This window comes from Streptomyces sp. E-08, assembly GCF_049913095.1.
GTDB lineage: Bacteria > Actinomycetota > Actinomycetes > Streptomycetales > Streptomycetaceae > Streptomyces.
The window spans coordinates 6,599,739-6,626,548 of record NZ_CP183971.1 but is presented as its reverse complement, the minus strand read 5'-3'; the positions used below and the strand labels follow the sequence as shown (position 1 = coordinate 6,626,548).

Genomic DNA, 26,810 nt, shown 5'->3' with positions numbered 1-26,810 from the left:
AACCCCCCGGAAGAGCGGCCTGGAATAATGGCGGAGTGATCGAGACCTCCGCCGCCGACGCCCCCCAGCTGACGGGCCGCGGAGCGGCGCGCCGCTCCGCCCTCTTCGAGGAGCTCGTCGCCCTCCTCGTCGGCGAGGGCTTCGCCCGGCTGACGCTCGACGACCTCGCCGCGCGCCTGCGCTGCTCGAAGCGCACGCTGTACGGCCTGGCCGGCAGCAAGGAGCAGCTGGTCCGGGCGGCGGTCGTGCACTTCTTCCGGCGCGCCACGGCCCGGGTCGAGGCGGTCCTCGCCGCCGCGACGGATCCGGCGGAGCGGCTCGCCGCCTATCTGCGCGCCGTTTCGGCCGAGCTGGCGCCCGTCTCGCCGCAGTTCTTCGACGACGTCGCCGCCTTCGAGCCGGCGGCGGAGGTGTACGAGCGCAACACGCGCGCGGCGGCCGGCCGGGTGCAGCAGCTCATCGAGGAGGGCGTGCGGGCCGGGGTGTTCCGCGAGGTGCACGTGACCTTCGCGGCCGACGTCATCTCCTCGGTGATGGTCCGCATCCAGCGGCGCCAGGTGGCCGCGGCGACCGGGCTCGCCGACGCCGAGGCGTACGAGCAGCTGGCCGAGCTGCTGCTCAGCGGACTCCGCAGGGCCTGAGCGCCCGGCCGGACGCGCATGGTCGGACCGCTCCACCGGACGCGCAGGGCCCGACCACCCGCCGGACGCACAAGACCTGCGCGCCCGGCCGGACGCGCAGGAGGGCCTGACCACCCGCCGGACGCGCATGGCCCGACCGCCCCGCCGCGCGCGCATGGCCGGTTTCCGTTCGGGTTCGATCACCCTGCGCAGGTGATCCACTACTGTGTGCGGCGCCACTGCCGTCCCACCCACCCCAGGGAGCCTCCGCGTGGAGCGCAGCCGTACCGTCCTCAGGATCCGTGCCGTCCTCGCCGCCATGGGCGTCACCGCCGCCCTCGCCGCGGCCCCCGCGGCGCAGGCCGCGCCCGCCGGGAAGCCCGTCGCCGCTCCCCCGGCCCCCTGCACCGGGGAGTTCGAGGGCGACAAGCGGCTCGGCCCGAAGTTCCTGCCGAAGAAGTGGCAGGAGCCGGTCGGCCCGCTGCTCAACCGCTACCACCGGACCGGGAGGCTGTCCTCCGCCGCGTTCCTCACGAAGTACTGGGAGGGCCCGGCCGACACCGGCAGCTGGAAGTACCCGCCGAACGACGGCTTCGCCGAGGTGAACGGCACCGTCGACAAGGCGCCCGAGCTCCTGGAGGAGGGCGAGCGCCTGGACCGCTTCGGCTCGGAGTTCGGCGGCTACCTGGCCCCGGCCGGCGACGCCTACGCGAAGCGGGCGCTGCCGCCGCAGAACCTCAACACCCGGGACGCGGCCTTCCCCTGCGACTACCACCTGTACAAGGTGACGAGGAGCTTCGTCGTCTGGGAGGGCTCCATCGCGCCCTGGTTCGAGCAGCCGGGCGGCGGCCGCCAGATCAAGCTGGACCCGGCGTTCCTGAACCCGGGCGACGGGCAGCGCCTCAACGTGAAGTGGCTGCTGGACAACGGCTATCTGGTGCGCGTCCCCGCGTGACCGACCGCCACACGCTGGAGCGGGCACTCCGGGAGGCCGCGGTGCCCGCCGCGTACTACTGGATCGAGGGCGTCCACGAACCGGCGCCCACCCCGCCCGACTTCGTCTATCTGCGGACGAGGCCGGGCGGGCCCGGCTGGGAGACCGGGGTGTACGAGCGGGGCGCGTACGAGCCGGTCGCCACGCACGACTCGGAGGCGGATGCCTGCGCGCACCTCCGGAGCCTGCTGGGCGTGTAGCGCGGACGCCCGCCGCGTTCAGGAGGTGAAGGCGACGGCGCCTCTGCGGCCGCTTATTTCAGATCGTGACTTAAACTAAAAGAGAAGAGAGCGCCGAGGGTCCTCGCAGCGGTATCTTGCGGTCAGGACTACTCCACCTGGGGGCCAAGTGACCATGCGGAACGGCCGCACCGTGCGTGACCTGCGACGCGAGAACCGCACCGCCGTCCTCCAGCGCCTGTACTTCGACGGCCCCCTGAGCCGCTTCTCGCTGGGTCCCGCCACCGGGCTGAGCTCCGGCTCCGTCAGCAACGTGGTCGCCGAGCTCGTCGCGGAGGGCCTCGTGGAGGAGGCGGGCAGCGTCGACTCGGCCGGCGGACGCCCCCGTACGCTGCTGCGGGTCACCCCCGGCAGCGGCTGCATGATCGGTGTGGACGTCGGCGAGACCCGGGTCCGGATCGAGCTCTTCGACCTCACCCTGACCGAACTCGCCCGCACCGAACGCCCCTTGGCCGTGAACGGCGCCACCCCGCACGAGCGGTACGAGGTCGGAGTCGTCGTGGACCACGTCCGGGACGGCATCGCGGAGGTCCTGCGGACGGCGGACGTCCCCGCCGAACGCCTGCTCGGCGTCGGCGTGGGCGTGCCCGGCATCGTCGCCCGCACCGCCGAGGAGGGCGCCGTCGTGCACGGCCAGACGATCGGCTGGGACGCGGTCCCGCTGGAGCGGCTGCTCCGCGCGCGCGTGGACCTCCCGGCCTCGGTGCCGTACTGGATCGACAACGGCGCCAGGACCCTCGGCCAGGCCGAGATGTGGTTCGGCGCCGGCCGCGGCGCGCGCAGCGCGGTCGTCGTGCTCTTCGGATCGGGCGTCGGCGCGTGTGTGGTCACGGACCCGATGGGGCCCGGCCAGGCGCTCGAATGGGGTCATCTGACGGTACGCGTCCGGGGCCGCCGCTGCCGCTGCGGCGCCCGGGGCTGCCTGGAGGCCTACGCCGGGGCCGAGGCCCTCCTGGAGCGGTGGCGCGAGGCCGGCGGGGAGCCCCCGGCGGGCGCGGACGAGGAGACCGCCCTGACGGCGATGCTGACGGCCGCGTACCCGGCGGACCCGGAGGCGGCGCCCGACGCGACGGTCCTCGAAGTCCTGGAGGAGACCGCCGAGTACCTCGGGGCCGGCTTCGCCGACCTCATCAACCTCTTCCAGCCCGAGCGCATACTCGTCGGCGGCTGGGCGGGCCTCCAGCTCGGCGCCCGCTTCCTGCAGACCGTGAAGGGCCATGCCACGGAGTACGCGCTGAAGTACCCCGCGGCCCGGGTCACCATCGGCCTGGGAACCCTGGGCCCCGACGCCGTGACCGTCGGCGCGGCGATCCTGCCGCTCGCGGACTTCTTCGCCCGGGGCGGCCGGCGGGCCGAGACGGAGCCCGTGGAGGAACAGCCGGCGTGGGCGTCGACCGTACGGGACAGGGCGGCGCACTGAGCGCGCGCCGATCCGGCTGACCCACCGCGGGAAGCGGCGACCTGTACGTCACCGTCAGGCCGGCGACGAGGCCCGCGAGCAGCAGGAGGAGGACCGCCCACCAGGGCGGTCCGTCCCAGCCGCCGACCAGCGCCGCACCGATGCCGGTATCCGGCGTCTGGGCCGTGACGACGGCCGCCGAGGCCGCGCCGGAGTGCCCGCCGAGGCCCGGGGCGACCACGGTGGCGAAGAGCGGCATCGGCCCCGGTGTCCGTGTCCGCGTCGAGGACGTCCGCGGTCCAGGTGCCGCCCGCCGGGCGGCCGCCACCTCGCGGGCGAAGCGTCTGCGGAACTCGGGCTGGGCGGCGTACTCGGGCTGGACGACCCTGACCGCGACCGTACGGCCGTCGTCGGAGCGGCCGAGGTGGACGAGGCCCGTCCCGCCCGCCCCCGGGCGGGCGATGAGGCGGTAGGGGCCTCCGTGCGTCGGGTCTTCGGCGGTGAGCGCGTCCGCGACAGGAATCCGGCCGAGGCCGTCCTCGCGGTCCGGGAGACGGACCTACGCGACGGAGCCTATGCGGCCGTCCGGTGCGCGGGGGACGTCGTGGTGGATCGGGGTGTGGGCGCCCGTGAGGGAGAGGCCGCTGCCGCCTCGGCGGTTGGCGACGATCTCGGCGCCGATCGAGAGGGCGGTCTCCTCCGGCGTGCGCGCGCCGAGGTCGAGGCCGATCGGGGAGCGCAGGCGGGCCAGTTCGAGTTCGGTGACGCCGACCTCGCGGAGGCGCTCGTTGCGGTCCTCGTGGGTGCGGCGGGAGCCCATCGCGCCGATGTAGGCGACGGGAAGCCTTAGGGCGGCCCGGAGGAGGGGGACGTCGAACTTGGCGTCGTGCGTGAGGACGCAGAGCACGGTCCGGGCGTCGACCTCGGTCGACGCCAGGTAGCGGTGGGGCCAGTCGACGACGATCTCGTCGGCCTCGGGGAACCGGGCCGGCGTCGCGAAGACGGGCCGCGCGTCGCAGACGGTGACGTGGTAGCCGAGGAACTTGCCGACCCGGACGAGGGCGGCGGCGAAGTCGATGGCCCCGAAGACGATCATGCGGGGGGCGGGGACGGAGGACTCGACCAGCAGGGTCAGCGGCTGTCCGCAGCGGCTGCCGTCCTCGCCGATCTCCACGGTCCCGGTGCGGCCCGCGTCGAGCATGGCCCGGGCCTCGCCGGCCGCGGTGCGGTCCAGTTCGGGGTGGCCGCCGAGCTTCCCCTCGTACGAGCCGTCGGGGCGGACGAGGAGGGCGCGCCCCATGAGCTCGTCCGGGCCTCCGACGATGCGGGCCAGGGCCGCCGCCTCCCCCGTGGCGGCGGCCGCGAGCGCGGCGGGGAAGACCCCGCCGCGGACCGGGGTGACGAGGATGTCGATGATGCCTCCGCAGGTCAGACCGACCGCGAAGGCGTCCTCGTCGCTGTAGCCGAAGGTCTCGACGACCGTCCTGCCGTCTTCGAGGGCCTGGACGCACAGGTCGTAGACCGCACCCTCCACACACCCGCCGGAGACCGATCCGATCGCCGTGCCCTCGCTGTCGACGGCGAGAGCGGCTCCCGGCTGCCGGGGCGCGCTGCCGCCGACCGCCACCACGGTGGCGACGGCGAAGGTACGTCCCTGCTCGACCCACCGGTGCAGCTCTTCGGCGATGTCCAGCATGTCGGTCTCCTTGGGTGTGTACGGAGGGTGCTCGTCGGGCGTCAGCTGACGCCCAGCCAACCCTCGATCGGGTGAAGGGCGAAGAACACGATGAAGATCGCGGTCAGGGCCCACATGAACGCTCCCACCTCGCGCGCCTTGCCCTGCGCCACCTTGATGACGGTGAAGGCGATGACGCCGGCCGCGACGCCCGGGGTGATGCTGTAGGTGAACGGCATCAGCACGACGGTCAGGAAGACCGGGATGGCGACGGAGCTGTCGCCCCAGTTCACGTGCTTGGCGTTCATCATCATCATCGCGCCGATGACGACCAGGGCGGCGGAGCCGACCTCACGGGGCACGATCTGGGTGATCGGGGTGAAGAAGATGGCGGCCGCGAAGAACAGGCCGGTGATGACCGAGGAGAAGCCCGTGCGGGCACCCTCGCCGACGCCGGTGGCGGACTCCACGAACACGGTCTGGCCGGAGGCGCCGGAGACGCCGCCGATCGCGCCGCCCGCGCCGTCGATGAACAGCGCCTTGGACAGGCCGGGCATCCGGCCCTTGTCGTCGGCGAGGTTGGCCTCGGTGCCGACGCCGATGATGGTCGCCATGGCGTCGAAGAAGCCGGCGAGGACCAGGGTGAAGACGATGACGCCGACGGTGATGAAGCCGACGTCGCCCCAGCCGCCGAAGGAGACGTCACCGAAGAGCGAGAAGTCCGGGCTGGAGACCGCGCTGCCCTTGAGCTCGGGGGCGCCGTTGGCCCAGGAGCCCGGGCCCTTGGCCGGGATGTCGGCGACCGCGTTGACGATCAGGGAGATGACCGTGCCGGCGACGATGCCGATGAGGATCGCGCCCGGGATCTTGCGGGCCTGGAGGGCGAAGATCGCGAGCAGGGTGACCGCGAAGATCAGGACCGGCCAGCCGACGAGCTCGCCGCCGGAGCCCATGGTGACGGGCGGGCCGAACTGCGGACCGGCGCCCACGAAGCCGGCCTTGTTGAAGCCGATCAGCGCGATGAAGAGGCCGATGCCGATGGTGATGCCGTGCTTGAGCGGCAGGGGGATCGCGTTCATGATCATCTCGCGGAGACCGGTGACCACCAGGAGGCAGATCACCAGACCGTAGACGACACACATGCCCATGGCCTGCGGCCAGGTCATCTGCGGCACGACCTGGGTCGCGAGCACACCGGAGACGCTGAGTCCCGCCGCGAGGACGAGGGGGACCTTGCCGACGAAGCCCATCAGCAGAGTGGTCACCGCCGCCGCGAAGGCGGTCGCCGTGATGACGGCGGAGGTGGCGAGGACGTGCTTGTCGACGTCCGGGCCGCCCAGGAGGATCGGGTTGAGCAGGAGAATGTACGCCATCGCCATGAAGGTGGTGATGCCGCCGCGGATCTCCGTCGCGACGGTCGATCCTCTCTCCGAGATGTGAAAGTACCGGTCGAGCCAAGAGCGCCCGGCGGGGGTGCGCGAGCCGGAGCCCGCGTCCTCAGCGGCGGTCTTGGGCTCCACAGACGACTGGGTCATGGGGCCTACTCCCAAGGTTCAAAGGGGCACCCGCATCAGACTTCTGAGCTCTGACGTAAAGCCGCGGGATTTGGGATATTTCGTTGGCTGCACGACCCGGGGGACGGCCCGAGACGAACGGGGTACTGCCGTGATGCGGGTACTGCCGTACTGCGTGGTGCTGGTACTGCACGGGTACTGCGGTGGTGCTGGTGCCGCGGTGGGGGGGGAATGCTCCGGGCGGTGCGGGCGGGGGAAGTGTGACGTTCCTGGGAGGCACACACCGCCCGGAGAGTCCTAGAGGGTGCCGGTGAGCGCCTCGGGGCGGACCGGCGTCTTGTTGAGCTCCAGGCCCGTCGCCGCCCGGATCGCCGCGAGGACGGCCGGGGTGGACGACAGGGTCGGGGCCTCCCCGATGCCCCGGACGCCGTACGGCGCGTTGGGGTCGGCCAGCTCGAGGTAGTCGACCGGGATGGTCGGCGTGTCGAGGATGGTCGGGATCAGGTAGTCCGTGAAGGAGGGGTTGCGCACCTTCGCGGTCTTGGGGTCGACGATGATCTCCTCCATCACCGCGACGCCCAGGCCCTGGGTGGTGCCACCCTGGATCTGGCCGACCACGGAGAGCGGGTTGACCGCCTTGCCGACGTCCTGCGCGCAGGCCAGCTCGATGACCTTGACGAGGCCGAGCTCGGTGTCCACCTCCACCACCGCGCGGTGCGCGGCGAAGGCGTACTGGACGTGGCCGTCGCCCTGGCCGGTGACGAGGTCGAAGGCCTGGGTGGGGCGGTGGCGCCACTCCTCCTCGACCTCCACGGCCTGGTCCTCCAGGACGTCCGCGATGGTGGCGAGGGCCTCGCCGCCGTCGGTGACGACCTTGCCGCCCTCCAGGAGGAGTTCGGCGTTGGCCCACGCCGGGTGGTACGAGCCGAACTTGCGCCGGCCGATCTCCAGGACCTTCTCGCGGACGATCTCGCAGGAGTTCTTGATGGCGCCGCCGGTCATGTACGTCTGGCGGCCCGCGGAGGTCGAACCGGCCGAGCCCACCTGCGTGTCCGCGGGGTGGATGGTGACCTGCTGGACACCGAGCTCGGTACGGGCGATCTGCGCGTGGATCGTGACGCCGCCCTGGCCGACCTCCGCCATGGCGGTGTGGACCGTGGCGACGGCCTCGCCGTTGATGACCTCGATGCGGATCTTGGCGGTCGAGTAGTCGTCGAAGCCCTCGGAGAAGCCGACGTTCTTGATGCCGACGGCGTAGCCGACGCCCCGCACGACACCCTCGCCGTGCGAGGTGTTGGACAGGCCGCCCGGCAGCGCGCGGACGTCCGCGCTCTCGCCGGCGGTCTCCCACTGGCGCTCCGGCGGCATCGGGCGGGCCTTGACCCGGCGCAGCAGCTCGGCGACCGGGGCCGGCGAGTCCACGACCTGGCCGGTCGGCATGATCGTGCCCTGCTCCATGGCGTTGAGCTGGCGCAGCTCCACCGGGTCCATGCCCAGCTTGGCCGCGAGCTTGTCCATCTGCGCCTCGTAGGCGAAGCAGGCCTGGACCGCGCCGAAGCCGCGCATGGCGCCGCAGGGCGGGTTGTTGGTGTAGAGGCCGATCGCCTCGATCTCGACGTCCTCGATGACGTACGGGCCGACCGAGAGGGAGGAGGCGTTGCCGACGACCGAGGCCGTGGACGACGCGTACGCGCCGCCGTCGAGCACGATCTTGCACTTCATGTGCGTGAGCTTGCCGTCCTTGGTGGCGCCGTGCTCGTAGTACAGCTTCGCCGGGTGCCGGTGGACGTGCCCGAAGAAGGACTCGTACCGGTTGTAGACCATCTTGACCGGCTTGCCGGTGCGCAGGGCGAGGACGGAGGCGAGGATCTGCATGGAGATGTCCTCGCGGCCGCCGAAGGCGCCGCCGACACCCGCCATGGTCATGCGGACCTTCTCCTCGGGCAGGCCGAGGCAGGGGGCGATCTGCTTGAGGTCCGAGTGCAGCCACTGGGTGGCGACGTACAGGTCGACGCCGCCGTCCTCGGACGGTACGGCGAGCCCGGACTCGGGACCGAGGAAGGCCTGGTCCTGCATGCCGAAGGTGTACTCGCCCTTGACGATGACGTCGGCGCGCTTGGCGGCCTCGTCCGCGTTGCCGCGGATGATCGGCTGACGGTGCACGATGTTCGGGTGCGGGACGTGGCCCGAGTGGTGGTCGTCGCGGTTCTCGTGGACCAGGATCGCGTCCGGAGCGAGAGCGGAGGCCTCGTCCGTGATGACCGGGAGCTCCCGGTACTCGATCTTGATCTTCGCGGCGGCGCGGCGGGCGGTCTCCGGGTGGTCGGCGGCCACGAGGGCGACGGGCTCACCGTGGTGGCGGACCTTGCCGTAGGCGAGGACCGGGGTGTCCTGGAACTCCATGCCGTAGTTCTTCGCGGCCGGCAGGTCCTCGTGGGTCAGCACGGCGTAGACGCCGTCCATCGTGAGGGCCTCGGAGGTGTCGATGGACACGATCTCGGCGTGCGCGACGGTGGAGCGCAGGATCTGGCCCCACAGCATGTCCTCGTGCCACATGTCCGAGGAGTAGGCGAACTCGCCGGTGACCTTGAGGGTGCCGTCCGGGCGGAGCGTGGACTCGCCGATGCCGCCCTTGACGTGGTTCTGGGTGACGTCGGTGGGCGTGCCCACCGGAGTCGTGCGTGTGTTCTGAGCCATCGTCAGACCGCCTCTCCCTGACGCTCCTGGCGAGCGGCCGCGAGGCGGACCGCGTCGAGGATCTTCTCGTAACCGGTGCAGCGGCAGAGGTTGCCGGAGAGCGCCTCGCGGATGTCCGCGTCCGTCGGGGACGGGTTGCGCTCCAGCATCTCGTCGGCCGCGACGAGCAGGCCGGGGGTGCAGAAGCCGCACTGGACGGCGCCGGCGTCGATGAACGCCTGCTGGATCGGGGAGAGTTCGACACCCTCGCCGGTCTGCGAGTCCTGCGGCTTGGCCTGCCACTTCTTGGCGGCGTCGACCGAGGTGCCGCAGGCACCGGTCGCGCAACCGCCGTGCGCCTCGCGCTCCTTGGCGTACTCCGCCAGACCCTCGACGGTGACGACCTCGCGGCCCTCGACCTGACCGGCGGCGACCAGACACGAGCAGACCGGCACGCCGTCGAGACGGACGGTGCAGGAACCGCACTCGCCCTGCTCGCACGCGTTCTTGGAGCCGGGCAGACCCAGGCGCTCACGCAGAACGTAGAGGAGGGACTCGCCCTCCCAGACGTCGTCGGCTTCCTGCGGACGACCGTTGACCGTGAAATTGACGCGCATGGTTATGCAGCTCCCTCAAGCGTGCGGCCGGCGCCGCGGTACTGCTCCCAGGTCCAGCCGAGCTGGCGGCGAGCCATGATGCCCACGGCGTGGCGCCGGTACTTGGCGGTGCCGCGGACGTCGTCGATCGGGTTGGCGGCGGCCGAGCAGAGGTCGGCGAACTGCTTGGCGATCGACGGGGTGATGATCTTGCCGTTGTCCCAGAAGCCGCCCTCCTCCAGAGCCGCGTTCAGGAAGGCCTCGGCCTCCTTGGCGCGGATGGGGGTCGGCGCGGCGGAGCCGATGCCGGTGCGCACGGTCCGGGTCTCCGGATGCAGGGCCAGGCCGAAGGCGCAGACGGCGATGACCATCGCGTTGCGGGTGCCGACCTTGGAGTACTGCTGGGGGCCGTCCGCCTTCTTGACGTGGACGGTCTTGATGAGCTCGTCGGGCTCGAGCGCGTTGCGCTTCACGCCGGTGTAGAACGCGTCGATCGGGATGAAGCGGTTGCCGCGCACCGACTCGACCTCGACCTCGGCGCCCGCGGCGAGCAGCGCCGGGTGCGCGTCGCCGGCGGGCGACGCGGTGCCGAGGTTGCCGCCGACGCCGCCGCGGTTACGGATCTGCGGGGAGGCGACCGTGTGCGAGGCCAGCGCCAGACCCGGGAGCTCTGCGCGCAGGTTCTCCATGATCTGCGTGTACGGGACGGAGGCGCCGAGGCGGACGTTCTCCTCGCCGACCTCCCACTCGCGCAACAGCTCGATACGGTTCAGGTCCAGGAGGTACTCGGGGCGCCGGTGGTCGAAGTTGATCTCGACCATGACGTCGGTACCACCGGCGATGGGCACGGCCGTGGGGTGCTCGGCCTTGGCGGCGAGCGCCTCCTCCCAGCTGGCGGGGCGAAGGAAGTCCATGGTGGCTCTCTTCTAGTGATTCTGGTGATCGGGGGTCGAGCTAGTGGGTCCGGGGGGACGGCCGGCCCTCGACATCGTGTTCATGTGCTGTTCACGCGGTGTGTGGCCTAGTACACAAGCCACACTCGCCCGGGTGCAGTCACCGAAAACATGAAGGAGTTCGCTGGTGCCCATGGTCGTCTTGTAGATTCGAACGAAAGGCGGGAAACGGATACCTCGCTGTTTCCCCCTGGAAACGGTGACACCACCCCACCGTCGACAACGCGACACCCACCATCACCGAACGAAGGAACGGCGGCGACACGATGCGGCTGCGCGCACTGCTGGAGAACGACGCGCTCGGGCTGCGCCTGCTCGGCGGCGACGACGAGCTGGACCGAACCGTCCGAGGCGTCATGACGACCGACCTCAAGGACCCCAGCCGGTACCTGTCCGGCGGAGAGCTGGTGCTCACCGGCCTCGCCTGGCGGACGGACCCGGCCGACGCCGAGCCCTTCGTCCGGATCCTGGCCTCGGCCGGAGTGGCCGCGCTGGCCGCGGGCGAGGCCGAGCTCGGTGACATCCCCGACGATCTCGTAGAGGCGTGTTTGCGCCACCGGCTCCCCCTGTTCGCTGTGAACGAGTCCGTTGCGTTCGCGACGATCACCGAACATGTTGTTCGACAGGTCTCCGGCGAGCGGGCCGGCGACCTGGCGGCCGTCGTCGACCGGCACCGGCGGCTCATGACCTCCGGCCCCGCGGGCGGCGGGCCCGAGGTCGTCCTCGACCTCCTCGGCTCCGACCTGGACCTCCGGGCCTGGGTCCTCTCCCCCACCGGCCGCCAGATCGCGGGCGCCGGAGAGCCCCTGGAGGCCGGCCTCGCGGCCACCCTGGCCGGTGAGCACCTGGCGGCGACCCGGACCGGCCGGCGCGGCCCGCACCGGCTGAGCATCGCCGGGGCCACGTACTCGCTCTTCCCGATCCGCAACACCGGCCGGGGCGCCGCGCCCGCCTCCCGGGACGTGCGCGAGACGGTCCTGTCGGACTGGCTGCTCGCCGTCGAGGCGGACGCCGGGGACTGGCCCGCCGCCCGGCTGGACCTGCTCCAGGGCGTGACCCAGCTGATCGCCGTCGAGCGGGACCGCCGCGACGCGGCCCGCACGGTGCGTCGCCGGCTCGCCCAGGAGGTCCTGGAGCTGGTCCAGGCGGGCGCCGCGCCCGCCGAGATCGCGGCCCGGCTGCGGGTCGCCGCCCCGGTGCTGCTGCCCGGGCTCGGCGCGGCCCCGCACTGGCAGGTGGTCGTCGCCCGCGTGGAGTGGGAGCAGGAGGCCGGTCAGGCCCCCGTGGACAGCGGGCCGGTCGCGCAGGCGCTCCTGGAGGAGGTCCTCGTCGACCCGGCGACCGTCGGTGCCGAGTCGGCCGACCGGATCGCGGTCGCGCACAGCGGCGACGAGGCGATCGCGCTGGTCCCGCTCGCCGCGGGCCCGCTGCCGGAGAGCGAGGACGAGGGCCCGGCCCCCGCCCTCGGTCTGCACGCGGACGCGCTGCTCGCCTCCGTACGGGCTCCGCTCTCCTCGGGCCTCGCGGACGACGGGCGCCTCACGCTGGGCGTGAGCGCGGCCGTGCACTCGGCGGAGGGCCTGCGCGGGGCCCTGGAGGAGGCCAGGCACGCCCGCCGGGTGGCCGCCGCACGCCCGGGCCGGGTCTGCGCCGCGGGGCACCACGAGCTGGCCTCGCACGTCCTGCTGCTGCCGTTCGTCCCGGACGACGTGCGGCGCGCCTTCACGGCCCGCCTGCTCGACCCGCTGCGCGACTACGACCGGCGCCACCGGGCCGAGCTCATCCCGACCCTGGAGGCCTTCCTGGACTGCGACGGCTCCTGGACCCGCTGTGCGACCCGCCTCCACCTGCACGTGAACACGCTGCGCTACCGGGTGGGCCGGATCGAGCAGCTCACCGGCCGCGATCTCTCCCGCCTGGAGGACAAGCTCGACTTCTTCCTCGCGCTGCGGATGAGCTGAGCGGGAGAGGCCGGGCGGGCCTGGCCGAGCGGATGCGATCGGGCGGGCCTGAGCGGCCGGGCGGCCGAGCCGAGCGGTGCGCTGGACGGCCGAGCCGAGCGGTGCGCCGGACGAACGAGCCGAGCCGAGTGCGCCGGGCTGAGCAGCTGAGCAGCTGAGCCGAGTCGAACACCCCGAGGCCCGTCAGGGGCCCTGACGATTCACTCCTTCGGGCGAGTCCGGAGGGGTGGCGTCCGGGCCCCCGGCGGGCCTTCGCCATCGGCTCCCGCGGACCGGGCCCGGGCCTGATCACCGGCTTGATCACGGGCCGGACGGCGGTCCGCGGAGCCGTCGGAGCGGGTCGGGACGAGGCTCCCCGCCCCGACCCGAGTTTGTGAAATTTTTCACCCGACCCCTTGGCCGGGTGCTCCCGTTCGTGCTGAGATGCCGTCCTACTCAACAGCTCAATGGCGCGCTCGGGGAGGGCAATGTGGCGGATACCGCCATGTCTAATTCCGAATCAAGGGGTGGCGAAGATCCGTCCCTCGCCTACGGCAAGGAGACTCCCGTGGAGACCGCCATATGGCGGCTCCGCTCCCGAGGTTGCTGGACGGACGCGGCGGCGCTGCTCGCGCCGCACGCCGCCGAACCGGCGGCCGCACTCGAACGGGCCGCGCTGCTCATCGAGCGCTGCCTCTACACGGAGAAGGGATGGGCCGACGCGGAGGAGGCGCTGCGGGCGGCCGAGGCGGTGGCCGGCACCGACGAGGAACGCGGGGCCGCGGCCTGTGAACGCGGCTATCTCGCCTACGCCTCCACGTTGTTGGGCGTACGCGACCGGGCCGACGAAGCCCGGATGGCGCTGGGCAGGGCGGCGGCCCTGATCGCCCCCTCCGCCACCGGGCGGCCGCTCCTGGACTTCCGGCGCGGACTCATCGCCCAGAACCTCGGCGACTCCCCGCAGGCGGCCCGCGCCGCGTACCGCAGGGCGCACGCCGGGGCGACCGCGCAGGGCGACTCGCTCCTGCTGTCGTTCACCTGGCGGCACCTCGCCGGACTCGCCCTGCGTGAGGGCGAGTTGGCGGAGGCGCGGCACGGTTTCACGGAGTCCCTGCGGATCCGCGAGGAGCTGGGCTACCTGGTCGGCACGGCCCCGGCGCTCACGGCCCTGGCGACCACGGAGACCGAACCGGAGGCGGGCCGTCTGCGTGCCGAGGCGAGGCGTCTCTTCCAGCTGCTCGGCGGCGTCCCGACCTGGCTGTCGGCCCAGCTGACACCCCGGGCGGCAACCTGAAGTCCCCGCGCTCCGCGGCTCGGTGACGGTCTCTCACCGAGCCGCGGTGCTCAGGACCTGGGCGCGAGACACACCAGGCTGTCGTCGGTTCCGACGAGGAGGGAGCCGGCGCCGGTGACGGCGACCGCGCGGACCGGAGGACCCGGGCGGAAGGAGAGCGTCGGGCCGCCCTCCGGCCGGTGGAGTTCGACGAGGCCGTCGGCCCAGGCCGCCGCGACCAGCGGCCCGTTCGGGGTCTCCGTCGCGTGCAGCGAGACCACCGGCGAGGGGCGTTCGGCGAGGGGCTCGGGGCGGGTGTCGCGGCCGGGCGTCCAGACGCGGACGCTCCCGTCGGCGCCTCCGGAGCAGACGAACGGGGTCTCGGACTCGACCGCGGCGACGGCCGTGACCCGGCCGCTGTGCGAGGCCGACTGGTGAAGACCCGTCAGACCGAAGGCGTGGACGGAGCCCAGCCGGTCCCCCACCACCACCGAGCCCGCGATCGCCGCGAGGGCCGTGCCCGGGTGGCGGGCCAGGGTCGCCGAGACCGCCTCGGTGAGCCGCTCCAGGTACGGGGGCCGGGGCGCCGTTCCCCGTACGGCGTGCAGCCGGCCCCGGTCGTCCAGGAGCAGCACCGTGCCGTCGGGAGCGGGCGCGAGCGCGGTGATCCGGCCGGGCACGGTGTGCGCGAGGCGCCCGGCGGGGCTCGCGTCGGCCTCGTGGAGCAGCCGTACGGTGCCGGTGGGGTCGCCGACGAGGAGGGTTCCCTCCAGGGGGCCGCCCGCCGCGCCGAGCACGGTGACCGGTCCCGGCCAGGGCGGGTTGAGGTCGCCGCGGTGCCGGGCCCACCGGACCCGCCAGGGCGCGCCGTGCGCGAGGGCGGCGAGCGCGGGGCGGAGCCGGGGGTCGGCGCCGTCGCCGAGCGCGGCGAGGAGGACCAACGCCCTTTCGGCCGGGGCCTGTTCGCGGCAGAGCGACTGGCCGGCACGCATCCAGGCGGTCCGGAGCCCGCCGTGCTCGTCGGCGGTGACCTCGCCGGGCCTGGCGGACGGCTCGGGTCCGTCGAGGGTGCCGGGCACCCCGGCGAGCGCGGCGCCGGTGACGTACGCCGTGGTGACGAGCAGCGGGTCGGCCGCGCAGACGGCCTTCGGGTCGGAGAGATCGGGCAGCGGCGGGGCCGGCCGCGCGGCGGCGCCGTCGGCGGTCTCGGGTTCGCCGTCGAGGTCGACGACGGTGACCCGGCCCTCGGCGCGCAGGACGGCGGGGGCCGGGGTGCCGCTCCGGGCCTCGACCACGAGGCGGATCCGGCCGACGCCGGCGAGCTCGGCGATGAGCCGCGTGAGCGCGGCGGGTTCGGCGGCGGCGTGGAGGTCCGTGAGGAGGAGCACGGCCCGGCCGGCGGGCCGCGCCTCGCTGGTGGCGAGGGCGTGGACGAGGTCACCGGGCGAGCGGGCGACGACACCGAGGCGGTCGGCGATCGTCCAGGCCGCGCCGAGCGCGCTCTGCCCGGCGAGCGGGACCAGCATCCGCGCGGTGCGGCGACGGGTGCGGCCGGAGCGCGCACCGTGGACGGCGAGCCAGCCGAGGAGGGCCGTCTTGCCGCTACCGGGGGCGCCGGTGACGAGGCAGAGCCGGGGCGCGTCGGGATCGGTGAGCCAGCCGAGGAGGGCGGCCTCGGCTTCCGTACCGTCCCCGGCCGGGGACGGGCTCGCGGACGGCATGGGACACCTCACGGGCGACGCGGTACGGGCGGCTGACGCCTTCGACCTTAGTCGTCCGGGAGGCTCACGACTCCGATCCGGTGAAGTGCTCTCGTACCAAGGTCTGGACGACCGTCAGGTCCTGGGCGATCAGGGCGTCGAGCAGGGCGGTGTGCTCGGCCGCGTCGGCGACGAGGACGCCGTGGCGGAGGGCGGGGGCGCTGATCAGGGGCCACTGGGAGCGGCGGTGGAGGTCGTCGGCGACGGCGAGCAGCTGGTCGTTCCCCGCGAGGGAGAGGACGGCCCGGTGGAAGGCGCGGTCGGCCTCGGCGTAGTGGGCGCGGTCGCCCCGGGCGGCGGCGGTCGAGGTCGCCTCCGCGAGCGGCCGGAGCTCGGCCCAGCGGGCGGCGGGGACGGTGCGGGCGAGGCGCAGCATGACGGGGACCTCGATGAGCGCGCGGACCTCGGCGAGCTCGGCGAGCTCGCGGGGGGTGCGCTCGGTGACGCGGAAGCCGCGGTTCGGCACGACCTCGACGGCCCCCTCGACGGCGAGGCGCTGCATGGCCTCGCGGACGGGGGTGGCGGAGACGCCGAAGCGCTCGGCGAGGGCGGGGGCGGAGTACACCTCGCCGGGACGGAGCTCGCCGCCGACGAGGGCGGTGCGGAGGGCTTCGAGGATCTGGCCGCGGACGGAGTGCCGGCGCACGGTCCGGGGGCCGGGGGCCGCCGGTTCGCCGTGGGTGTGCTCGCCCCGCGCGTACTCGGCGCCGCGTGCCTGCTCGGGCACCCGCGGGGAGTCGGCGTACGACTCCGGGAACGGGGACTCCCGGCGTACGGACTCCTGCCGCACGGGTTCCGGTCGGGTCTCCTGCGGCGCGGACTCCGCTCGTGCGGCGTCGCCGAAGGGCGGGGACGGTCTCTCCGTCGCCCGCTCGCGCGCTGCCCCCTGCTCCACCCGGGTCCCCTCCTGCGGCCTCGTGCCGGGCCCGGCTCGCGTCGCCCGGGTCCTCTGTGCACCATAGGCGAACGGACCGACATCCGGGGCATACGGGCTGCCCCGCAGGTGGGAGGGGTTCTCCGGTGGTGAGACGCCACCCCGAATCGGGTAAGGTAAGGCTAACCTGCCAGCGCTCGCGATTCGGTGGTCCGCATGACCGTCCCCGCTCTGTCGCCCACGTCCCTCACCTCGCCCGTCGCCGCCTCCTACGCCCGGCTCGCCGAGGCCTTCCCCGGCCTGCGCACCGACGAAGCCGTCCCGGGCGAGCGGCTGCCGCGCGGCGCGGGCTGGGTCGGCGCGGAGGAGCTCGCGGCCGGCGGCCCCGGCCTCGACGCCTTCCTCGCCTGGGACGACGCGCAGGTGCTGCGCGACTACGGCGCGCGGGCCCGCCCCGACGTCGTCGCGAGCTTCGGACTGCACCGGTACGCCTGGCCCGCCTGTCTCCTCGTCACCGTCCCCTGGTTCCTGGACCGCCGGGTGCCCCGGCTGCCCGTCCGCAACGTGTCCTTCCAGCGGGCACTCGGCCGCATGGCGGTCCGGGTGGAGGAGTTCGCCTGCCTGCCGGACGACCCCGCGGCCGCCCTGCCCGGCGCCCGGGTCGTCGCCGACGAGGAGGCGCTGCGGGCCGAGGTGCGCGCGTCGCTCGCCGAGCACTTCGAGGCCGTCCTCGACGGTTTCGGGTCCCGGATGCGGCGCGGCCGCCGGGCCCTGTGGGGGATGGCCACGGACGAGATCGTCGAGGGCCTCTGGTACGTCGCGGCCCTGCTCGGCGAGGAGCCGCGGGCGATGGCCGAGCTCGAACTCCTCCTGCCGGGCACCCCCAAGCCGTACAAGCCGTACGCGGGCGGGGCGGGCTTCCGCGAGCTGGCGGGCGCCGAGGGGGCGGACGGCGCGCCGCGCGCCACCCGCGACCGGGCCACCTGCTGCTTCTTCTACACCCTGCGTCCCGAGGACACCTGCCTCACCTGCCCGCGCACCTGCGACGCCGAGCGGGTCCGCCGACTGGCCGCTACGGCCTGACGCCTTACGCCACCCGTACGAGTGACGTAAATCGAACTCAGTTCCCTTCCCCTGCAAGGGTGTTCGGCCAGATCACACCTATTCGTATGTCCCGCGACCCCGATGGCGTGCTCTTGCCCGGAAACCCCTTGAGCGCCGCGCGGGGTCGGCCAGTATGGGCCGCCAAACGCCCTACTGCGATGCAAGGGACACCGCATGAGACTGACCGACATATCGCTGGACTGGCTGCTTCCGGGCGGCGTGATGGTGGCCGGGGTCCTGACGGCGGTGGCGGTGCTCGCGCGCGGGAAGCGCGCCGGTGACCAGGCCGCGGCCGACGACTCCTGGGAACGCAGCGAGGAGCGCCGCAGACGCAAGGAGGCCGTCTACGGATTCGCCTCGTACGGGCTGCTCTTCCTCTGCGCGGCCGTCGCGGCGGCGCTCTCCTTCCACGGCCTCGTGGGCTTCGGACGGCAGAACCTGAACCTCGCCGGGGGCTGGGAGTACCTCGTCCCCTTCGGCCTCGACGGCGCCGCCATGTTCTGCTCGGTGCTCGCGGTCCGCGAGGCCAGCCACGGCGACGCGGCCCTCGGCTCGCGCCTGCTCGTCTGGCTGTTCGCGGGCGCGGCGGCCTGGTTCAACTGGGTCCACGCACCGCGTGGCATGGGCCACGACGGGGCTCCGCACTTCTTCGCGGGCATGTCCCTCTCGGCGGCGGTCCTCTTCGACCGGGCGCTGAAGCAGACCCGGAGGGCGGCGCTGCGCGAGCAGGGCCTGGTGCCCCGTCCACTGCCGCAGATCCGGATCGTGCGGTGGCTGAGGGCTCCCCGGGAGACCTTCGCGGCCTGGTCGCTGATGCTCCTGGAGGGCGTACGGACCCTGGACGAGGCGGTCGACGAGGTGCGCGAGGACCGGCGGGAGAAGGAGCAGAACCGGCTCCGCCGGCGCGACCAGGTCAAGCTGGACCGGGCGAGGCTCAAGGCGATCAACCGTCAGCACCGGGCCTTCGGGCTCGGCCGCGGCGGCGGGCGCCAGGTCGAGATGGCGGCGCTGAACGCCCCGGCCGGTGCGGGACCCGGCCCGGGTGCGGGCGGCGGTTCGGGCTCCGCGACGACGGCCGTGCAGGCCGCCGTCGCGGAGCCCGCCATAGCGGACCCCGGACAGCTGCCGCTTCGACCCCGGCCCTCCCTGCAAGCCGTCAGGGGCGATGAGCCCCGCCCCGGCGAGTCCCGGACGGTGGACCTCACCGCCGAGGACGACACCCAGGCGCTGCCCCGTCTCGACTCCCTGGAGCGCAAGCTCAAGGACCTGGAGCAGCAGTTCGGCTGAGCGCGGAAAGACACGGACGGACGGCGGGGCCGCCTCTCAGGCGGCCCCGCCGTTCAGTTCGAACCACACCACCTTGCCCACCCCATGGTCCTCGACGCCCCAGGAGTCGGCGAGCGCCTGGACGAGGACGAGTCCCCTGCCGTTCGTACCGTCGTCGGCGGGCGGTACGCGCGGCCGCTCCAGTCCGGGCACGAAGTCACGGACCTCGACCCGGAGCTGCTCCGGGACGACCGTCGCGGTCACGACGGCCCCGTGCTCGGTGTGGACCAGGGCGTTGGTCACCAGTTCGCTGGTGAGCAGCTCGGCCACGTCGGAGGCGCCCGGTCCGCCCCATTTCCGCAGCATTTCACGCAGGGCGTGTCGCACCTCCGGCACCGCGGTGAGATCCGCGCATCCCACCTTTCTGAGCAGTTGAGTCGGCTGTCGTGCCTCCCCGGCCATATCCCCCACCCACAGGTCGCGTCGAACAGGCTCACGGGGATGCATGCCCCGCATCACCGTCCGCATTCATGAGGTGGGGCTTTCCGGACACCGCTCAGGGTCGGGGCACGTTCCGCAGGTTGGAACGGGCCATCTGGAGCATCCGGCCCACTCCCCCGTCCAGGACGATCTTTCCGGCGGAGAGCGCGAAGCCGGTCACCATGTCCGCGCTGATCTTCGGCGGGATGGACAGCGCGTTGGGGTCGGTGACGACGTCGACCAGGGCGGGACCCTTGTGCCGGAAGGCGTCCTTGAGGGCTCCCGCGAGGTGTTTGGGCTTCTCGACGCGGACGCCGTAGGCCCCGGCGGCGCGGGCGACGGCGGCGAAGTCCGGGTTCTTGTTCGTCGTGCCGTACGAGGGGAGTCCGGAGACCAGCATCTCCAGCTCGACCATGCCGAGCGAGGAGTTGTTGAAGAGGACGACCTTCACGGGCAGGTCGTACTGGACGAGGGTCAGGAAGTCGCCCATCAGCATCGAGAAGCCTCCGTCGCCGGAGAGCGAGACGACCTGGCGGTTCCGGTCGGTGAACTGGGCGCCGATCGCCTGCGGCAGGGCGTTCGCCATGGAGCCGTGACTGAACGAACCGATGATCCTGCGCCGCCCGTTGGGCGAGAGGTAGCGGGCCGCCCAGACGTTGCACATGCCGGTGTCGACCGTGAAGACCGCGTCGTCGTCGGCGAGTTCGTCGACGACGGAGGCGACGTACTCCGGGTGGACCGGGACGTGCTTCTCGACCTTGCGGGTGTACGCCTTGACGACGCCCTCCAGCGCGTCGGCGTGCTTCTTCAGCATCTTGTCGAGGAAGCGGCGGTCGCTCCTGGCCCGGACCCGCGGGACGACGCACCGCAGGGTCTCGCGGACGTCCCCCCAGACGGCCAGGTCGAGCCGGGAGCGGCGGCCGAGGTGCTCGGGCCGGACGTCCACCTGCACGATCTTCACGTCGTCGGGCAGGAAGGCGTTGTACGGGAAGTCGGTGCCGAGCAGGATCAGCAGATCGCACTCGTGCGTGGCCTCGTAGGCGGCGCCGTACCCGAGCAGACCACTCATGCCGACGTCGTACGGATTGTCGTACTGGATCCACTCCTTGCCGCGCAGGGCGTGGCCGACCGGGGCCTTGATCCGCTCGGCGAACTGCATCACCTCGGGGTGCGCCCCCGCCGTGCCGCTGCCGCAGAAGAGCGTCACGCGGTCGGCGGCGTCGATCATCCGGACGAGGGCGTCGATCTCGGCGTCCCCGGGGCGGACGGTGGGCCGGGTGGTGACGAGCGCGGTCTCCGCGGACTTCTCCGGGGCCGGCTGGGAGGCGACGTCTCCGGGCAGCGAGACGACGCTGACGCCGCCGCGGCCGACGGCGTGCTGGATCGCCGTGTGGACCAGCCGGGGCATCTGCTTCGGGTTGGAGATGAGTTCGCTGTAGTGGCTGCACTCGCGGAACAGCTGGTCGGGGTGGGTCTCCTGGAAGTACGAGAGGCCGATCTCGCTGGACGGGATGTGCGAGGCGAGCGCCAGGACCGGGGCCATGGAGCGGTGGGCGTCGTACAGGCCGTTGATGAGGTGGAGGTTGCCGGGCCCGCAGGAGCCCGCGCAGGCGGCGAGGCCGCCGGTGATCTGGGCCTCGGCGCCCGCCGCGAAGGCGGCGGTCTCCTCGTGGCGCACCTGGATCCAGTCGATCGCGCGGGTACGGCGGATCGCGTCGACGACCGGGTTCAGGCTGTCGCCCACCACTCCGTACAGCCGCCGGACGCCGGCGCGGACGAGGATGTCGACGAACTGTTCCGCCACGTTCTGCTTGGCCATGGCTCCATCAACACACGGCGCGGCGGGTTACGCCTCCCAGACGGCCACCCCCGTACGGTCATCGGCGTAGCCCGTCACCCTCAGCTGGGTGTCGGCGAGGAAGGCGGCGAGACCGGGCGGCTCGGCGTCCGCCCAGCGGGCGGCGAGCTCGTGGGCGAGGGCGGGTTCGCCGCGCATCGGCTCGGCGAGGCCGGGCGAGGCGAGGAGGAGGGTGTCGCCGGCGCGGGCCACGGAGGCGCGGAAGCGGAACGGCTCGGCGGGGGGCGGGACGGGGGCCTCGACGAGCGGCGGCGCGGTGGTGATGCCGAGGTCCATGGTGAGCCTGTCCCCCTCCTCGGTCGCCTCCTGGACGGGGGGCGGCGAGCCGAAGCCGACGACGGGGGCGCCGGTGACGGCGGCCGGTTCCGGCAGGAGCGGTTCGAGGTCCTGCCAGGAGCCGTCCCGGAGCCGGAAGAGACCGCCGCCGCCGATGCCGAAGAAGACCCGGGTGCGGCACTCGGGGTCGGCCGGGAGGAGGAGGCAGCGGAGGGTCGCGCTGTACTCGTCGGGGGCGAGGCCCCGCTCGGCGGCGCGGGCCCGCAGCTTGCCGTAGGTCCGGTCGGTGAGCCGGTGCAGCCCGGACTTGAGGTCGCCGCGGCGGCCGGACCTGATGTCCTCGGAGAGCCGGGCGTGGCTGCGGCAGACGGCTTCGGCGATCCAGTGGCAGGCGTCGGCGGCGGCGAGGTGGGCGTCCTCGGCGGCGCGGGAGCCCGCCGCCACGGCGACGAGGACGAGCGCGGTCTCGTCGTGGCCGAAGCGGGCGGTGAGCAGGGCGTCGCGGCGGGGTTCGCCCCGGTAGCGGGCGGAGTCGCCGCGTACGGAGGCGGCGCGCAGGGTGCAGGTGCCGTAGCGGGCGCCGTCGAGGACGGTGTCGGCGACCAGCTCGGCGAGCTCGCCGGGGCGGGCGACGGGCAGCGCGGTGGGCTCGGGCTCGTAGGTGGGCGGCCTGCTGCCGACGAAGCCGGTCCTGGGCCGGGGCACCGGGACCTCGACGGTGAGGTCGTGGGGGCCGGGCCCCTCGGGCTCGGGCTCCCGTGGCACCTGGACGGTGGGCGTCTCGACGACCGGGTCTACCGGGGGCGGCGGCGCCGCGAAGGTCCGGGGACCGGCACCCTCGGGCACCTCCCAGGGCGCGGGCCCGGACGCGGCCACGGGCGGGGCCGCGGGCGGTGGCGCTACCGGGAGCGTGGGCGGCGCCGGGGCCGGCGGCACCGGGGCCGGTGGGGCCGCGGGCGGCACGGGCGGCACGGGCGGCTGTGGGGTGCTCGGGGGCCGGGGCGCCGGTGGTGCGGCGGTCGCGTGCGGCGCCGCGGGGCCCGGTGGTGCCGGATCCTGTGCCGGCACCCGGCCCGGCACCGAGCGGGGTGTCGTGTCGAAGTGGTCGTCGAGCGTGTCACCCGAGACCGTCGGGGCCGTGTCCGGCGCCGACTCGTCGTAGAGCTTGTCCCACCAGTTGTCCCCCTGCTGAGTCATGCCCTTATTGTCCACCGCGTACGGCGCCCGAAAACGGGACATCAGGAAAACCGTTGCTGCAAATGGGTGGTCCGCCGGGCGACCCCACCCCCCACGGGAAGGACGCCCGGCGGACCGTCGTGATCAGCGCACGTCGTAGGCGCGGACCACGGTCTGGGTGACGGAGTTGCCGTTGGCGTCCGTCAGTTCGGTCCTCAGCGTGACCTGCTTGCCGGTCGCGCCCGCGTGGTTCACGGTCGCGGTCCAGTCGGCGCCCTGCTGGGACACCTGCGCTTCGGTCCAGGTCGTACCCCCGTCGTAGGAGTACGAGAGCTTCGCCGAGGTGAGCGCCGCGGGCGTGTAGCCCGCGTGACCCGTCGCGGTGAGGCCGATGTGCTGGCCGTCGGTCGCGGCGAGGGTCTTGAGTCCGTCCTCCGGAAGGTCGTACCGGGGGAAGATAATCGGGATGCCCTGAGAATAGACGCTCTCGTCAAGCTTGGAGGTGAATTTCCACACCGAGTTGACGGACGTGGAGCGGGCCCACACCTTGCTGCCGATCTTCATGGTGTTCTGTTCGAGCGTGTACGTCCCGGCTTCGGCCGGTACCTCGAAGACACCGAACGGCCAGCCGCTCTCGCCGATGAGCTCGCCGTCGCGGCGGAGGCTCACGCTGCCGATGTCGCCGAAGGAACCGGGCTCGGCGTGGTGGGTGCTGTCGCCCCACATGGCGTTCGCGAAGCCGATGAGGTTGCCCTGGCGCTCGGAGACGAGGACGGGCTCTCCGGTGGTGTCGCGCGGCGCGGTGGGGGCGATGACGCCGTCGTACCACTTCTCGGTGCGCTTCTCGCCGGCCTTGTAGGCGTGGCGGGTGCCGATCATGATCTCCCCGAACGGGAAGCTGCTGTTGACCATCTGCTGCCAGGTGGTGTCACCGGCGGAGTAGTACTCGGTGCGGGTGCCGGGCGCGGGGACGGTCTCCAGCGAGCCGAAGGAGACGGCGACGCCGTTCGGCCGGTAGGCGGCCGGGAAGTCCGTGAAGTCGGTGGTGACGCCGGCCGAGCCGTAGGTCGAGTCCGTGCGGCCGAGGCGGTCGTCGCGGACCCGGTAGTCCTTGTCGGTGCGGATCGCGCCGGTCTCGGGGAAGGCCAGGTTGTAGAGGTAGGGGCTCTTCGCGGTGGCCTTCCACGCGAGGGTGACCTCGCCGGCCGCCAGCTTGCCGAGGAGCGCGGTCGCCTCCGTGGACGGGACGGAGAGAGCGGGCAGGCCGAGGCCGGTGAAGCCTCCGGTCGGGTACCAGCGGCCGGGGGCCGAGTGGTACGTGACGACGGCGACGGCGCCGGCGGCCTTGGCGTTCCGGGCGAGGGTGCCCGCGCTGGTGGAGTCGTCCGGGAGCCGGACGAGGGCGATGCGGCCCTGGACCCCGGCGGCCTTGAGCTCGTCCGGCGTGCCCGTTCCGGCGTCGACGAGGCGGGCGGAGCCCGTGCCGTCGAGGTTGTCGGATCCGAGGGAGGCGGTCAGCGGGTGCAGGGTGAGGCCGTCGGCGGTGCGCATCGAGGTGATCTGCGGGGCGGCGGTCCGCCAGTAGCTGCCGAACTCGAAGTCGCCCTCGTCCGCGGCGCCTTCGACCGAGGCGTAGTAGCCGCGGATGGTGCGCGGGCCCGTGGCGGTTCCGGAGTGGAGCCAGAAGTCGTCCCAGGAGCGGGCGAACGCGAGGGTGGCACCGCGGAGTTCGGAGGCCTTGTCGGTCTTCACCGACAGCTCGTGGGCCTTGCGGGCGTCGAGGACGACCGTCGTGTCCTTCTTGAGCTCGACCTGCGGGCGGCCGAGGTAGGTGAGCGAGTCGTTCAGCGTGGCACCCTCGCCCGCGTCGGGCGTGGCGACGAAGGAGGAGAGGAAGTAGCTGCCGGGGCGCAGGCGGTAGACCTGGTCGGCGGCGCCCTCGTTGAAGCGGCGCTCACCGCTGGCGGTGTCGGTGCCGATGACGTCGAGGGAGGAGGCGCCGTCGGCCGGCTTGCCCTGGCGGTCGATCAGCTTGACGCGCAGGGTGACGGTCTCGGGCTCCACGTAGAGGGAGAACGGGGTGGAGACGTGGACGCCGCCCTTGCCGGTGGCCACGACGCGGCCGGTGACGTCGCCGTACTGGGCACGCTCCAGGCGGGCGTCGGGGGCGAGGTCGAGCGGGACCTGGACGGTGGCGCCGGCCGGGACGGTGACGGTGCGCTTCCCCAGGCGGGCGACGGTCGACCGGACGGCGGAGCCGTCGTTGCCGGTGACCTTCTCGACGGCCAGGTTCAGGGTGACCGGGGCGTCGGTGGTGTTGGTGTACGGCACGGAGACCGTGGTGCGGTCGCTCTTGTCCTGCGGCCAGTCGAAGGTGCCGCCCTGGACGGCGGGGGCGCCGAGGACGGTCTGGTCGATGGCGGCCTTGACGTCGAGGCGGCCGCCGCCGACCTCGCGGACGTCGCCGGGGACCCCGCTGTCGGCGGAGGCGACGAGCGCGGACTTGACCTGCTGGGCGGTCCAGTCGGGGTGGCGCTGCTTGACGATGGCGGCGGCGCCCGCGACGTGCGGGGTGGCCATCGACGTACCGGACATGGACTGGTACGCGTACATGCCCCGGCCGCCGGCCGCGGCGGCGGAGATGCCGACGCCGGGCGCGGCTATCTCGGGCTTGAGGGTGTGGTTGACGATCGTCGGGCCGCGGCTGGAGAACCAGGCGGTGGAGTCGTCGCGGTCGGTGGCGCCGACGGTGAGCACGCTGGGCGCGCAGCCGGGCGAGGAGACCGTGTTGAGCGTGGGGCCCGAGTTGCCGGCGGCGATGACGAACAGCGTGCCCTCGTTCTGGGCGAGTTCCTCGGCGGCGACGCTCATCGGGTCGGTGCAGTCGGTGGGTACGGGGCTGCCGAGGCTCATGGAGACGACGTCGGCGCCCTGGGCGACGGCCCATTCCATGCCCGCGATGATCCAGGAGGCGGCGCCGGAGCCCGAGTCGTTGAGGACCTTGCCGTTGAGGAGGTCCGCGCCGGGGGCGACGCCCTTCTTCTTGCCGTCGCTCGCGGCGCCGGAGCCGCCGACGGTGGAGATGGTGTGGGTGCCGTGGCCCTGGTGGTCGTCGGTGGTGTCGGAGTCGGTGAAGTTCTCCGAGGCGACGATGCGGCCCTTGAGGTCGGGGTGCTCGGCGTCGGCGCCGGTGTCGAGGACGGCGACCTTGGTTCCCTTGCCGTCGTAGCCGGCGGCCCAGGCCTCGGGGGCGTGGATCTGCTTCGTCGACTGCTCCAGGGTGGCCTCGACCTTGCGGTCGAGCCAGAGCTTCTTCAGGCCGGAGGCGGAGCGGGCGGCCGGGGCGCTGATCTCGGCCCAGAAGGTGGCGGCCTGCTTCTTGTCCGTCTTGAGCGCGACGCCGTCGACGGCCTTGAGGACCTGTCCGCGCCGGGCGCCGCGGGGGGCGGCGGGGACGGAGCGGGCGAGGTCGGAGCCGTAGACCGCGATCAGGGGCAGGGTCGTGGTGGCGGCGTCGTCGTAGCCCTGGCGGATCAGGCCGGTGACGTTGAAGAGCTCCTCGTCGACGCGCCCGGCGGCGAGCGCGGCGGTGGCGTCCTCGGGGTAGACGTACAGGTCCTGGCCTGAACGGCGGGTCTGGACCAGGGGGACGGTCCCGTCCTCGCGGGGCAGAGCCGTGGCCGCCGGGTTCCCTTCGGCGTCGCGGGTGACCAGGACGCGGTCGCCGGTGACCAGGGTCACCGTGGCGGTCCTGGCTCCGTCGCCGGCGCGGGCCGAGGCCTCGCTGCCGACCAGCGGTCGCTTGCCGGCCGTGTCGTCCTGCGGCTCATCGGCCATGGACGGCGCGACCGCGGTGACGGCCAGGACGACGGCGGTCGCCGCCCCCAGGGCCGTACGCGAAATCGGGCGCATCGCTCTCCCCATCTGAATCCGGAAAAAGGGCACAAGGCGCCCTTCGCCGGAGGCTGTTGGTGCTGCGGTGGCGCCACATTGGCAGAGGTGAGGGCGGTACAGGGATGATGGGTGAGGCGGGAATACGCCGTGGCCGTTTCCCGCCAGGTCACCAACGGAACGAATGCCTCCGGTGAACGTCCCCGAAAGATCCGGGACGCCCGCCGGAGGTACGGCGAGGGGTGG

Annotated in this window: 20 protein-coding genes; 9 read left to right on the top strand and 11 right to left on the bottom strand. The window is 73.3% G+C overall.

The features are described from left to right. Positions 1-35 precede the first annotated feature (35 nt). From ACN9MM_RS30455 to ACN9MM_RS30435, 5 genes are all read left to right on the top strand, one after another. The gene (locus ACN9MM_RS30455; protein WP_426366919.1) at positions 36-641 is read left to right on the top strand and encodes a TetR/AcrR family transcriptional regulator; all 606 of its coding nucleotides are present in this window, start codon (positions 36-38) and stop codon (positions 639-641) included. A gap of 298 nt (positions 642-939) precedes the next feature. After that, the gene (locus ACN9MM_RS30450) at positions 940-1,575 is read left to right on the top strand and encodes a TNT domain-containing protein (protein WP_426368863.1); all 636 of its coding nucleotides are present in this window, start codon (positions 940-942) and stop codon (positions 1,573-1,575) included. Continuing rightward, entirely contained in the window at positions 1,572-1,814 is a 243-nt protein-coding gene (locus ACN9MM_RS30445) for a hypothetical protein (RefSeq protein WP_426366918.1), read from the top strand. Before ACN9MM_RS30450 ends, ACN9MM_RS30445 begins: the two co-directional genes overlap by 4 nt. A 148-nt stretch (positions 1,815-1,962) precedes the next feature. Then, complete coding sequence (locus ACN9MM_RS30440) at positions 1,963-3,273, top strand: ROK family protein (protein ID WP_426366917.1); 1,311 nt, start codon at positions 1,963-1,965, stop codon at positions 3,271-3,273. Positions 3,274-3,413: 140 nt separating this feature from the next. After that, complete coding sequence (locus ACN9MM_RS30435; protein WP_426366916.1) at positions 3,414-3,725, top strand: hypothetical protein; 312 nt, start codon at positions 3,414-3,416, stop codon at positions 3,723-3,725. 86 nt (positions 3,726-3,811) lie between these two features. Here the strand turns inward: ACN9MM_RS30435 and ACN9MM_RS30430 are convergent, their stop codons facing one another. The 5 genes from ACN9MM_RS30430 to ACN9MM_RS30410 all read right to left on the bottom strand — a co-directional run bounded on the left by ACN9MM_RS30430 (position 3,812) and on the right by ACN9MM_RS30410 (position 10,627). Beyond that, positions 3,812-4,948 (bottom strand): XdhC family protein, encoded by a 1,137-nt coding sequence (locus ACN9MM_RS30430; RefSeq protein ID WP_426366915.1) that lies wholly within the window; start codon positions 4,946-4,948, stop codon positions 3,812-3,814. 41 nt (positions 4,949-4,989) lie between these two features. Further along, entirely contained in the window at positions 4,990-6,462 is a 1,473-nt protein-coding gene (locus tag ACN9MM_RS30425) for an NCS2 family permease (protein WP_426366914.1), read from the bottom strand. A 276-nt stretch (positions 6,463-6,738) separates the two neighbouring features. Next, the gene (gene pucD, locus ACN9MM_RS30420) at positions 6,739-9,138 is read right to left on the bottom strand and encodes a xanthine dehydrogenase subunit D (protein ID WP_426366913.1); all 2,400 of its coding nucleotides are present in this window, start codon (positions 9,136-9,138) and stop codon (positions 6,739-6,741) included. Between the two features lie 2 nt (positions 9,139-9,140). Then, positions 9,141-9,734, bottom strand: a complete 594-nt coding sequence (locus ACN9MM_RS30415) for a (2Fe-2S)-binding protein (RefSeq protein ID WP_382866554.1) — start codon at positions 9,732-9,734, stop codon at positions 9,141-9,143. A 2-nt stretch (positions 9,735-9,736) separates the two neighbouring features. Beyond that, positions 9,737-10,627: an FAD binding domain-containing protein gene (locus ACN9MM_RS30410; RefSeq protein ID WP_426366912.1), complete on the bottom strand. Its 891-nt coding sequence runs from the start codon at positions 10,625-10,627 to the stop codon at positions 9,737-9,739. 305 nt (positions 10,628-10,932) lie between these two features. Between ACN9MM_RS30410 and ACN9MM_RS30405 the strand changes: the two genes are divergently transcribed. Further along, positions 10,933-12,627: a PucR family transcriptional regulator gene (locus ACN9MM_RS30405; protein WP_426366911.1), complete on the top strand. Its 1,695-nt coding sequence runs from the start codon at positions 10,933-10,935 to the stop codon at positions 12,625-12,627. A gap of 469 nt (positions 12,628-13,096) precedes the next feature. Next, the gene (locus tag ACN9MM_RS30400; RefSeq protein ID WP_382866562.1) at positions 13,097-13,900 is read left to right on the top strand and encodes a hypothetical protein; all 804 of its coding nucleotides are present in this window, start codon (positions 13,097-13,099) and stop codon (positions 13,898-13,900) included. A gap of 50 nt (positions 13,901-13,950) precedes the next feature. Here ACN9MM_RS30400 and ACN9MM_RS30395 read toward each other — a convergent pair whose 3' ends face one another. Continuing rightward, on the bottom strand, positions 13,951-15,600 hold the full coding sequence (locus tag ACN9MM_RS30395) for a WD40 repeat domain-containing protein (protein WP_426366910.1): 1,650 nt from the start codon (positions 15,598-15,600) through the stop codon (positions 13,951-13,953). A gap of 64 nt (positions 15,601-15,664) precedes the next feature. After that, entirely contained in the window at positions 15,665-16,534 is an 870-nt protein-coding gene (locus ACN9MM_RS30390) for a GntR family transcriptional regulator (RefSeq protein WP_426366909.1), read from the bottom strand. A gap of 195 nt (positions 16,535-16,729) precedes the next feature. Between ACN9MM_RS30390 and ACN9MM_RS30385 the strand changes: the two genes are divergently transcribed. Next, positions 16,730-17,596: a (2Fe-2S)-binding protein gene (locus ACN9MM_RS30385; protein ID WP_426366908.1), complete on the top strand. Its 867-nt coding sequence runs from the start codon at positions 16,730-16,732 to the stop codon at positions 17,594-17,596. Between the two features lie 195 nt (positions 17,597-17,791). After that, the gene (locus ACN9MM_RS30380) at positions 17,792-18,904 is read left to right on the top strand and encodes a DUF2637 domain-containing protein (RefSeq protein ID WP_426366907.1); all 1,113 of its coding nucleotides are present in this window, start codon (positions 17,792-17,794) and stop codon (positions 18,902-18,904) included. 36 nt (positions 18,905-18,940) lie between these two features. Here the strand turns inward: ACN9MM_RS30380 and ACN9MM_RS30375 are convergent, their stop codons facing one another. From ACN9MM_RS30375 to ACN9MM_RS30360, 4 genes are all read right to left on the bottom strand, one after another. After that, a complete protein-coding gene (locus ACN9MM_RS30375) occupies positions 18,941-19,390 on the bottom strand; it encodes an ATP-binding protein (protein WP_426366906.1) in 450 nt (149 codons plus the stop codon). A gap of 49 nt (positions 19,391-19,439) precedes the next feature. Next, positions 19,440-21,182 carry a pyruvate dehydrogenase gene (locus ACN9MM_RS30370; RefSeq protein WP_426366905.1) on the bottom strand — a complete coding sequence of 581 codons (1,743 nt, stop codon included), beginning with the start codon at positions 21,180-21,182 and terminating at the stop codon, positions 19,440-19,442. Between the two features lie 27 nt (positions 21,183-21,209). Beyond that, positions 21,210-22,694: a protein phosphatase 2C domain-containing protein gene (locus tag ACN9MM_RS30365; RefSeq protein ID WP_426366904.1), complete on the bottom strand. Its 1,485-nt coding sequence runs from the start codon at positions 22,692-22,694 to the stop codon at positions 21,210-21,212. A 123-nt stretch (positions 22,695-22,817) separates the two neighbouring features. Next, complete coding sequence (locus ACN9MM_RS30360; RefSeq protein ID WP_426366903.1) at positions 22,818-26,585, bottom strand: S8 family serine peptidase; 3,768 nt, start codon at positions 26,583-26,585, stop codon at positions 22,818-22,820. Between the last annotated feature and the right edge of the window lie 225 nt (positions 26,586-26,810).